The following is a 6965-nucleotide window of genomic DNA, read 5'->3' on the forward strand; positions in this document are numbered from 1 at the left end:
CGCCCTCGGTCCGACCGAGCGTTACTGCCGCCCCTCGTACCGCTCCCGCGTCGCGATCCGCACCCGCGTCTCCCCGCGCTCCGCGAACACCGCGTCCTCCTCGCGCACGAACGCGACTCCCTGGAGCGTGACCGTTTCGTTCGCCGCGGGGAGCGCCGCCCGCTCGGTCTCGCCCCCGTGGGCGACGCGCAGTTCGAATCCCCCCTCGACGGCCGCGACGGTGACGTTGCGCCCGTCGATCCGCGGCTCCGCCCGCGCCGGTTCGCTCGTGAACAGCGTCGAGCGCGTCTCGTTCCGGACCGCGTCGACCCGGTAGGCCGGGCCGCCGTTCGCCGCCACCCACCCCACTCGTTGGACCCAGACGGTCTCGCGCCACCCGGTCCCGCCCACGTCGACGGCGCGGTACCCCCAGAAGGCGAGGTTCCCCCGCGAGACCGCGGTCGTCCAGATCTCCCGGTCCGCGTTCTTCACGATGACCCCCGAGGTGTTGACGCTCGTCGACCGACCGAACGCCTCGACGTCGACGACGCCCACCACCTCGTCCTCCACGTTCTCGGCGTAGGTCACCTGGTACCCCTCGACCTCGATCGGGTCGCCCGGCAGGTCGCCGTCGTCGACGGCGACGAGGTTCGGGACCACTCCCGGTCCGGCGACGACCGCCAGCGCCGACGCGAGCAGGAGGAGTCCGATCGCGGCCGGCGTGGCGGACCGGACCGCCCCTCGGATCGTGTCGGGTTCCGGCACGGCCGCGTCCGGACGCAGCGGCTCGTCTCGCCCCGCGACCGCGAGGGCGACGATCGCCGCGAGGGCCGCGAGCAGCCCGAATCCCAGCGCCCGGTACAACTCGTACCGCTCGTTCCCGAGGTACCAGTACACCGCCCAGAGCCGACGGGATGCGCCGAAGAGGAGCACCGCGCCGAACGCGGCGAGCGCGGTCGTCCCAGAGCCGCCGCTCGACGCCGTCACCGCCTGACCGCCCTCCGCGCCGTCCGAGCGGGCTTCGCGCTCGCGGCGCCGCCGGACGAGCCACACCGCGGCGAAGATCCCGGCGATGAGCCCGAGGGTGTGGCCCTGGATGGCGACGTTCGCCCACCCCGGCGGCCCGTAGGAGCCGCTCGCTCCGGCGGTGACGACCGGGTCCCGAAGGGCCCGGTAGGCGACGTTCACGAGCGTCGCCCCCGCGAGCGCCGCGATCGTCCCGACGGGATAGAAGACGAGCGCGAACCCCCACAGCGCGAAGACGACCACCGAGAACCCGATCACCGGCCCCAGCGCGAACAGCGCGCTGGCGACCCCGAAAAGCGCGATTGCGCCCGGCACGACGACGAACGCCCGAACGGAGGGACGCTCCGCGAGCGGATCGGTGTCCGGGCGCGACGCGCTCATCGAGAGCGACGCGAGCGTCGAAAGTCCGACGGCGCCGAGGCCGAACCCGGTAGCGCCCTCGGAACGGACCCGGCGCAGCGACTCTCGCGACGGGAGGGACTCCCGGCTCGGCAGCGCCGACCGCAGCGTGCCCGTCTCCTCATCGACCTCGCGTCCGCCCGGAAAGTGCCCGTAGGCGTACTCGGCGATTCCGCCGGCGACCAGCGCCGACAGGAGGTTCCCCGTGATGTGCCCGCGGTTGGCGTGCGCGAAGCTCGACCAGAGGAGCCCCTCCGGGTAGAAGTACGACCACGAGCGGAACGGGATCACGACCGGGCGGTCGGGGTTCTCCAGCCCGCTCTGCACGAAGAGGTACACCCCGATCACGCCGGCGACGGCGACCAGCGTCCCCCACGGCACGCCGAGCAGGAAGCGCGAGCGGAGCGCGCGGGTCCACGATCCGGCCGGCCGGTCGGTCGTATAAACGACCGCGACCGCCACGGCGACGAGCCCGCCGCCGACAGCGAGGTGGGCGGCGTCGGACGTCAGCGCCTCCGCGACCATGTGGGAAAGGGAGCGGTCGACCGCTTATGAATCCGCGGGTCGGTCGACCGGGAGGTGGCACCGGGCGGTCAGATCTTGTTCTCGGCGTCGTCCGCCAGCTCCTTCATCCGCTTGCCGACGCGGCCGGCGGGGGAGAACTCGTCCTCGCTCATCGCGTTCGCCAGGGCGTTGCCGAGCACGAACACGGCGTGTTTGTGCTCGCTCTTCGATTTGTGGACGTGCGAGGGGTCGACCTCCAGCTCGTCGTACGGGTCGAACAGCGAGCCGTCGACGGTCTCGTTCGCGCGGAAGTGCTCCATGATCGTCACCATCTGTTCGTGGAGTTCGAGGAGCTCGTCTTTGTGCATACCAGAGATACGAGTCGTAGACAATTTAAGCGTTGTTGAGGGGAATACGCACGGCTCGCGGGGGGGTACCGGACGCGAACGTACAGCCGGGGAGAGATCGCGGGGACGGTCCCGCTTCAGAACACGTACTCGTCTTCGTGGCCCATCATGCCCTCGTCCTCGAACCCGCCGGAGTCGTCCTCGTCTCTCGGTCCGCTCGTCTTGTACGCCTTTATCCCCGTCGACAGGAGCTCTTCCACCGCCTCCTCTCGGTTGAGGAACTCCCCCTGCTCGACCATCTGGGCGATCTGCATCTCCAGATGCTCCGGCACGGTTATCTCTACTCGTGGCATTTCCTGCCCGGGAGTAATGGGAATGGGTATATAAATGTGGCGCCGACGGTACGGGTATGAGAAATCTCACGACGGCATTCTTGAAACTTCAGTTCGAAATATCTAAATTCTAGATCCGTTATACGAAACTTCTAATCGATGGGCGACACGTTCGACGCGCCTGCGTCCTCGCCGCCCGATCGGCGGTCTGCCGGCCTCGCGAACGACAGCCGTTTGAGCCCGCGAGTCAGGGCGACGCCCCCCGCCGTCGGCGTCGTTTTCCGGGGTGTGACTGGGGTCGACCCGGGTTCTGCAACCGACGCGGAGCGATACGCATAGGTGGGCGCGACGCCTACGCCGGCGTATGAGTGGATCCGGCGGCACGGACGCCGCGACCGAGGCCGACGGCGACGTTCAGGACCTCACGGGGCTCTACCGCGAGTACGGCGACGACCGACTCCCTCCGGGCCAGCGCGAGACCGACCGCTTCCCGGTGCTCTCGAAGAGCGGAACGCCCTCGTGGGACCCCGAGACGTTCGCCTTCGAGGTGTGGGGCGCCGTCGACGACCCCCTCGATCTCTCGCTGTCCGAGTTCCGCGACCTCCCGGCCGTCACCCAGCGACAGGACTTCCACTGCGTGACGGGGTGGAGTAAGTTCGACTGCGCGTTCACCGGCGTCGAGTTCGCCGAAATCGTCGACCACGCCGGGGTCTGCGACGACGTCGAACACGTCCTCTTCCACGCGCTCGACGGCTACACCACGAACCTCTCGCTCGACGAGTGCGCTCGAGACGGCGTCCTGTTCGCGTACGGCTACGACGGCGACGACCTCCCGGCCGACCACGGGGGACCGATCAGGGTCGTCACCCCCCACAAGTACGCGTACAAGGGCGCCAAATGGGTCTCGGGAGTGGAGTTCCTCACGGAGAAGGAGCTCGGCTACTGGGAGAAGCGCGGCTACAGCGACACCGCCGACCCGTGGAACGAAGAGCGGTACAGCTGACGGCGGCGAGCGCTTTCGCGCCGTAGGCGTTAGAGCGAGCGACCGCGCGCCCGTCGCCCGCGCCGACCCCCGGGATAGTCAGGATAAAGGGCCCGCAGTGCCGACCGTTACTTAATGGAACGGGCGCGTTCGACCTCGGCTCCGCCCCTCGTCAGCCGCACGACCGCGGTCGACGCGCCCCCGTTCGCGGCCGCCTTCGACGCCCTCTCGACGCCGCGGACGACGTGGAGCGCGCCGGACGACGCCCTCGTCCTCGGGAGCGGGGCAGCCGCGACCCTCACCGCGAGCGGCCCGGAGCGGTTCGCCGAGATCCGGAGCGCCGCCGCCGACCTGTTCGACTCCGGCGACGTCCACGCCGGGACCGAGGCCGCTCGACCCCGGATCTTCGGCGGATTCGCCTTCCACGAGGGAGCCTGCGGCGGCGACACGTGGGGGCCGTTCCCGGAGGCGCGCTTTGCGCTCCCGCGCGTCCAGCTCACGTTCGCGGACAACGGCACTTGGCTCACGGTGAACGCTGTCGGCCCGGAGACCGACGTCGACGCCGTCGAGCACCGGCTGGCGGACGAGGTCGAACGCCTCGCCGCGGTCGACGGCGACGCGGCCGATCCGCCGCGCCCAGGTATCGCGGAGACCCGTCGGACCACGAGCCGCGAGGCGTGGCGCGAGAGCGTCGACGCCGCGGTCGACCGCATCCGCGGCGGCGACTTACGGAAGGTCGTCCTGGCGCAGGCGCTGGAGGCGGACTTGGCGGCCGAATTCCCGCGAGCGGCGACGCTGAAACGGCTCGCGGAGAAGTACCCCGACTGTCACCGGTACTACTTCGAGCCGGACGAGGAGGAGAGCGCCTTCTTCGGCGCAACTCCGGAGCGGCTGGTCTCGCTTCGCGGGCGGACCGTCGAGACCGACGCGCTCGCGGGGACGACGGGGCGAGGCGAGACGCCGGCGGAGGACGAGTGGCTCGCGCGGGAGCTGCTCGATGACGACAAAAACGTCCACGAGCACGAACTCGTCGCGGACACAGTCCGCGAGCAGCTGGAGCCGTTCGCGGCGTCGGTCTCCGCCGGCGAGCGTCGCGTCCGCCGGCTCGCGACGGTCCAGCACCTCCACACGCCGATCACGGCCGAACTCAGCGACGACCGCCACGTGCTCGACCTCGTGGAGGCGCTCCACCCGACCCCCGCCGTCGGCGGGCTCCCGCCCGACCGCGCCCTGGAGACGATCCACGAGACGGAGCCGTTCGACCGCGGCTGGTACGCGGCGCCGGTGGGCTGGATCGACGCCGCCGGCAACGGCGCCTTCGCGGTCGCGATCCGCTCGGCGGTCGCGGCGCCCCGGCGGGCCACCCTCTTCGCCGGGGTCGGCCTCGTCGCCGACTCCGATCCCGACCGCGAGTGGGACGAGATCCAGCTCAAGTACCGCCCGATCCTCGACGAGTTGGAGGCGGGAGACGGGTCGCCCGGCGCGGACGACGACTGAGTCGAGGGGCGCCCCGCTCGGCGCGGGCGTCGACGAAATCGAGAGACCGCCCGACCGGAGCCGCCGGCGTCCCGGTCGAGAACCGCGCGCGCCGCCTACTGGAACATCTTCAGCGGCTCGGCCTGCGAGCTCTCCTCGGTGGCCTGCTGCATCCGCTCGGCGAACGCCCGCTTCGCCTCGCGGATCTCGGTCGCCTGGTCGACGAGCCCCTCGGTGGGCGTCTCCGTCTCCGCGATCGGGTCGATGCCGTTCCGGATGAGGATCCGCGCGGCCTCGGGGTCGGGAAACTGCGGGTCCGACTCGACGACGAGCCCGACGGCGTCGCGGTCGCGCTCCAGCGCCTCCGCGAGCATCGCGCCCGTCGGCCCGGAGATCAGCCCGGCCTCCGGCGGGTCCTCGACGTCGGCGCGCTCGAGCCGATCGCCGCCGTCGCCGGTCGCCACGCCGTAGATCGACGGCGGCGCCTCCCCCTTCTCGCGGCCGCGTCCGGAGAGGAAGATCGGGAACGTCACCGTCTCCGCGAACCAGTTCTCCAGGCAGCCGGCGACCTCGGTCGCGGCGCCGGGATTCACGGGCACGTCGCTCCGGAGCGCGACGAGGTTGCTCTCCGGGTCGGCGTACAGCCGCACGGGAGTCGTCAGCGCCCGTTCGTCCTCGCGGTAGACGGCCACCCGCGGGAGCCCGTCGCAGTGGACGTTCGCGTAGTGGACCATCTCGTGTTCTTCGATCATGTGGTCCGTCGCGATCTTTCCGACGAGTCCGACGCCCGGGAACCCCTCCACCAGCGTCGGCTCGTCCAGCGAGACGTCCTCGTCGAGGACGGAGATGCGTGCCATGCGTTCGCCTACTCCGGGCAGGGACCTAAAACGTAGGGCGCGCGGGGCGTGCGACTGCGTGGCCTCGCGCGCGTCCCGAAACCGACTAACGGGCCGCCGCGAAAGAGGTGGCATGAATCCGTTAGAGCGGTACGAGCCGCTCGTCGACGACGCGTCGGCGTTCCGCGCGGCCTGCGACCGGCCGCTGCCCTCCGTCGTCCGCGTGAACGAGATGGCGGCCTCGCCCGATCGGGTCCGCGAGGCGTTCGACGAAGCGGGCGTCGCGTACGAGCCCGTGGCGTGGCACGACGGCCTGCTCCGGCTTCCGGACGGGAACCCCGGCGGGAACTGGCCGTACGTCCACGGCTGGACCCACGGGCAAGAGGAGGTGTCGGTGCTCCCGGGGCTCGCGCTCGACCCGCGGCCGGGCGAGCGCGTCTGGGACGCCTGCGCGGCCCCCGGTAGCAAGACGACGCAGATCGCCGACGCGATGGACGACGAGGGCACGCTCGTCGCCAACGACAACAACCTCGGTCGGCTCTCCGCGCTCCGGCACAACGCGGAGCGCCTCGGGATCACGAACGCGATCGTCACGAATCAAGACGCCCGGAACTTCTCGACGAAGCCGCTCGCGTTCGACGAGTTCGATCGGGCCCTCGTCGACGCCCCCTGCTCCTGCGAGGGCACCTGCCGCAAGAACCCGGACGTCGTCGACCAGTGGACGCTCGACCACGTCCACGCCGTCGCGGGGATCCAGAAGGGGGTCTTGGCCCGGGCCGTGCAGGCGACCCGCCCCGGCGGGACCGTCGTCTACTCCACCTGCACGTTCGCGCCCGAGGAGAACGAGGCGGTGCTCGACCACGTCATCTCGAACGAGGACTGCGAGGTCGTCGAGTTCGACCTCCCGCTCGACGCGGTCCCCGGCGTCACCGAGTGGGAGGGCGAGACGTTCGACGAGTCGGTGACGCGCGCGCACCGCGTCTACCCCCATCACAACGACACGGGCGGGTTCTTCTGCGCGAAGCTTCGTGTGGGCGGGGATGACGAGGCGGGCGCCGGCGACGGGGAGGTGGCGGCGTGAGCG

The 6965-nt window shown here is 71.0% G+C and carries 7 protein-coding genes; 3 read left to right on the plus strand and 4 right to left on the minus strand.

Features of this window, described 5'->3' with window-relative positions; translation table 11 throughout:
- Positions 1-21: 21 nt before the first annotated feature.
- The 3 genes from DJ73_RS15230 to DJ73_RS15240 form a co-directional block, all read right to left on the minus strand.
- Positions 22-1929: a rhomboid family protein gene (locus tag DJ73_RS15230; protein WP_094522407.1), complete on the minus strand. Its 1908-nt coding sequence runs from the start codon at positions 1927-1929 to the stop codon at positions 22-24.
- A gap of 68 nt (positions 1930-1997) precedes the next feature.
- Complete coding sequence (locus DJ73_RS15235) at positions 1998-2276, minus strand: UPF0058 family protein (RefSeq protein ID WP_094522405.1); 279 nt, start codon at positions 2274-2276, stop codon at positions 1998-2000.
- Positions 2277-2392: 116 nt separating this feature from the next.
- Entirely contained in the window at positions 2393-2608 is a 216-nt protein-coding gene (locus DJ73_RS15240; RefSeq protein ID WP_094522403.1) for a cell surface protein, read from the minus strand.
- A 343-nt stretch (positions 2609-2951) separates the two neighbouring features.
- Between DJ73_RS15240 and DJ73_RS15245 the strand changes: the two genes are divergently transcribed.
- Together DJ73_RS15245 and DJ73_RS15250 are read left to right on the plus strand one after the other, a co-directional pair.
- Positions 2952-3590: a molybdopterin-dependent oxidoreductase gene (locus DJ73_RS15245; protein ID WP_094558378.1), complete on the plus strand. Its 639-nt coding sequence runs from the start codon at positions 2952-2954 to the stop codon at positions 3588-3590.
- Positions 3591-3704: 114 nt separating this feature from the next.
- On the plus strand, positions 3705-5066 hold the full coding sequence (locus tag DJ73_RS15250; RefSeq protein WP_094558379.1) for an isochorismate synthase MenF: 1362 nt from the start codon (positions 3705-3707) through the stop codon (positions 5064-5066).
- A 95-nt stretch (positions 5067-5161) separates the two neighbouring features.
- Here the strand turns inward: DJ73_RS15250 and DJ73_RS15255 are convergent, their stop codons facing one another.
- Positions 5162-5902: a proteasome assembly chaperone family protein gene (locus DJ73_RS15255; RefSeq protein WP_094522399.1), complete on the minus strand. Its 741-nt coding sequence runs from the start codon at positions 5900-5902 to the stop codon at positions 5162-5164.
- Positions 5903-6014: 112 nt separating this feature from the next.
- Between DJ73_RS15255 and DJ73_RS15260 the strand changes: the two genes are divergently transcribed.
- The gene (locus DJ73_RS15260; RefSeq protein ID WP_094558380.1) at positions 6015-6962 is read left to right on the plus strand and encodes an RsmB/NOP family class I SAM-dependent RNA methyltransferase; all 948 of its coding nucleotides are present in this window, start codon (positions 6015-6017) and stop codon (positions 6960-6962) included.
- The last annotated feature ends 3 nt before the right edge of the window (positions 6963-6965 follow it).

It is taken from the genome of Halorubrum sp. Ea1, assembly GCF_002252965.1.
In the GTDB taxonomy this organism is placed as follows: Archaea; Halobacteriota; Halobacteria; order Halobacteriales; family Haloferacaceae; genus Halorubrum.